This is a genomic window from Methanoculleus sp., from assembly GCF_035363275.1.
In the GTDB taxonomy this organism is placed as follows: domain Archaea; phylum Halobacteriota; class Methanomicrobia; order Methanomicrobiales; family Methanoculleaceae; genus Methanoculleus.
Genome location: NZ_DAOSET010000097.1, coordinates 168 through 3,696 on the forward strand (window position 1 = coordinate 168; position 3,529 = coordinate 3,696).

A 3,529-nucleotide genomic window follows, 5' to 3' on the forward strand; every position below is an offset into this window, starting at 1 on the left:
ACGGTGCTCGAACTCCGCTCTTTCAGAGCGTCGCTTCCCGTAACACCTTCCAGAGATACGCGAGCCCGAAGCACCCCGAGAGCATCATGTCCCCGAAGGGTGCCGCCTGGTAGGCATCGGGCAGCAGCCGGAGCCGGTTCGGGCCCGTGACGACGACGGCACGGGTCTTGAGTGGCCTCCGGATCGCCGCCCCGTGACCGCCGTCGTCGAAGACCTCTTCTGAGGTCAGCGTGCCGTCGGCGAGCCGCCGGATGTAATCCTGCAGTTTTGCGGGGTCGAGCGCGCCGGTATGGTGCTCAAAGAGCCCGTGGATCTCCCTGCCTTTCAGGGTGAAGCAGAGAGTGTGTCCGTTCCCGGCGTTGACGAGCGTCACTCCCGTCATTGCCATGCGCCGGACCTGCGGGTCGCAGAGCGCCCCGATGAGGGCGACCGGCCCGGTATCGGTGACGAGCCCGTCCGGTGCCTGGCGCCGGACTGCCTGCATCCGGGTCATATCGGCGAGCGGGGGGTCGCTGGCGAGCGAGGTGAGGTCCCATTCGCCGGCGTCCAGCCGCTCCCGCATCAGCTCGAACCGGTGGATGCGGTTGCTCCGGTGCGGGGAGTAGCCGTGGTCCTGGACCGCTACGGCAACGTTCTCCGGGTAGTCGACGCCGAAGAGGGAGAGCGCCTGCCGGAGTTCCGGTTCCATGTAGTCGGTGGTGCGGACCCTCACCGCGTCCCCCGGCGGAGCGGCCCGGATATCGACACCCATTGCCCGGACCCGTTCCGGGTCATCGTGGAGGGTCCCGGCGGCCTCCGGCGTCGCGTAGACCGGAAGGCCTGCGGCCAGGTGCTCCCGTATCGCGCCGGTGTTCGCGCCGCCGCCCATCAGGAACCCCTCGAGGAAGATCGGGAGCCCGGCCCGGGTTGCCTGCCGGACCTTCCCCGCCACGATCACGGTCGGGGAGGGGAGGACCAGTTTGATGCTGTTCTCGATCGTCCGGCCGGGCTCGTAGACCAGGATATCCTGGGTGCCCCTGCCGACGTCGATGGCGAAAAATGGAGTCGTCAGATCGATCATTCGTGGCCTCATCCACCGCCGTAGCCTCATGGCAGGCGGTTCTTATCTGAATCTTCCTGGAAAGCCAAAAAAGGTATGATTGTGATCAGGCATCCGCCCGGTCCGCCGCCGGAGAGATCCCTGCCCCGGTTCCCCGGTCCTGGCGGGCCGGTTTTAATTCCCGGTACTCCTTGAGGGAGACCGTCAGGTCCCGGGTGAAGGCGAAGTAGCCGATCTGGGTCGTCCGGCAGAGGTTCATCGCCATCTCCATCAGCCCCCGGGGATCGGGACGCGCCTCCCCGAGCCATATGTGGAAGATGTTCCCACCGTCCACGACCGGGAAGAAGACATGCTCGATCTCGATCCGTTTCGTGAGCGGGACCGGGGCCGACGGGGTGACATGGGTCCCGTTGGTGTAGTAGATGGGGAGGTCGAGCGTCTTGCCGAGCATATCGAGCGCTTTGTCGGCGTCGCCCTTGACAACCTTGATCGCGTGGTCCCGGAACCGCTCGTCGAGGAGGTCGGCGACCGCGAACCGCTGGCCGGTCGTCTCCGCCGGGGTGCGGGCGAGGGCGATCGTCATGTTGTGCTTCTTCGAGAGTTCACGGGAGTACATCTCGAGTTCGGTCATCGCCCGGACGGCAAGACGGAACGTTTCCTTCGATTCGTGAAGCTGGTGGCCGGTGAAGTGCTGCACCATCTCGTTGACACCGACGACACCGATGGTGTAGACGAGGCCTTCGAGGTCCACGGCAACCGCACCGCGCTCGCCGGTGTTCGGGTCCTTCGGGCGTTGCATCGCAAACGGCATCCGCCCGTTCGTCCGGATCAGGGACATCCACCGCCGCTTGATCCGGTAGAGGTCGACGGCGATGTCCATGAGGGACTTCAGTTCGGCAAAGAGCCGTTCCTGGTCGCCGTCCGCCTTGTACGCCGCCCGCGGGCAGTTGATGGACATCACCTGCCAGGAACCCATCGAGAAGTGCTTCCCCTCCCGGAAGTAGAGTTTGTCCTCGAACTCGTCGTCCTCGTCGGCGAGGGAAGAGAACTGGTAAGCGCAGCAGTTCCCGGTCACGATGCCGAGCGCGGTCGAGAAGGTATGGGTGCCGGCGACGTCGACGAGGTCGTAGACGTAGCCGTCGTGATCGACCTGCTCGATCGAGCGGATGCGGAGCGGGTGGACGTCTCCCCGGGCGAGCCGCTCTATCCCGGACCCGCGGGTGATGGGCGGGATATAGAGCGAGACCTGGAGCCCGTCCATCCCGCCGGCATGGTATCTACTTGCGCAGGCAACCCCGGTGCACCCGGCAGCGTGCCCGCTCGTCGGAATGTCCGTGAAGGTCCCATCGGTCTGCCGGCCCAGCGGCACCTCTGCCGGGCACCCGGTCTCTGCGGAGAACCGGTCGATCTGGGCCTGGGCGGTGATCCTGCAGGTGTAGGTCTTCTGCGGGGCCTCGCGTTCGGCATAGCTCATCTGGACGCCGATCCCTTTGGCGAGCCAGACCAGCTTCTGGACCGCATCCCGGGAGGCCGCCTTCAGCCTGATGCTCCGGGCACGGCGTCCGGAGGTCGTCCTCGCGTGGAAGGCCGCGCCGAGGTAGTCACCCACCCGGGCGCGGTCGAGGTTGAAGAGGAGGTCGGGCACCGTCCTGTCGCCTTCGGTGGACCCGCACCCGAGGGCGTCGACCAGGAGGTAGATGAGTTTGCTGGTGATGACGACGGTGGTCCCCGCCGCCGACGTGCGGACCTGCGGCTCGTACCCGAAGGCAGCACGGATACAGGCGGCGGCGTCCGCCGCAACCCCGGACTCGTCTCCCTCAAACGAGAGCCGGACCGCATAGCGCCGCCCGGCATGCTCGCTCGACCCTGTCGCGAGGTAGTACCCGAGGAACCGTGCGAGGTCGCCGGTGACCGCGAGGGTGCGGGGGAGACCGGGGCGTTTTGCGCCCCGGGTATTCACCCCATCTCCGGAGGCGCGGACGGCACCGGCGTGGCCGGCCTGCGTGAGGATCCCGGCAACGTCGATCTCCGCAACCGTGCTCTCGCAGAACTCGCTCGTCTTCAGGACCGGCAGGTAGTCGCCGATATCGAGGTCTCCTGCGGTCTTTCTGACGAATCTCCCGCCTTCCAGGGCATAGACCGGGTGGTCGGGCGTGACGGTGATCCGCCGCCCCGACTCCAGGGTTATCCGGAGGAGGTCTCCGGTGTAGCGCTGGCGCATCACGCCGTGGAATGGGCGGAGCGACGCTTCCAGGGTGGTGAAGTCGACGCTCGGGGCCTTCCCGTCGTAGTAGGCGAGTTCCGTGCCGAACGGGTCGATCCGTCGCCCGTTCTTCGCCGCGGTATCGAAGAGATCCCCGATCGCCCTGACGACGATCCTGCCATCGTGGTCGGCGACCGGGACCAGTTCGTCGCCTGCAAGGCACTGGTAGCAGGAGATCCCCTCCCCGGCGCCCCGGTAGCCGGGGATCTGGTTGTCGTAGTAGGGGG

Annotated in this window: 2 protein-coding genes; both read right to left on the reverse strand. The window is 66.7% G+C overall.

The genetic code is table 11. The features are described from left to right. Nucleotides 1-22: 22 nt before the first annotated feature. Nucleotides 23-1,060 carry a DUF1786 domain-containing protein gene (locus tag PLN84_RS12720; RefSeq protein ID WP_292383123.1) on the reverse strand — a complete coding sequence of 346 codons (1,038 nt, stop codon included), beginning with the start codon at nt 1,058-1,060 and terminating at the stop codon, nt 23-25. 85 nt (nt 1,061-1,145) lie between these two features. Then, the coding region (gene nrdD / locus PLN84_RS12725) for an anaerobic ribonucleoside-triphosphate reductase (protein ID WP_348532141.1) at nt 1,146-3,529 on the reverse strand (2,384 nt) is incomplete at its 5' end.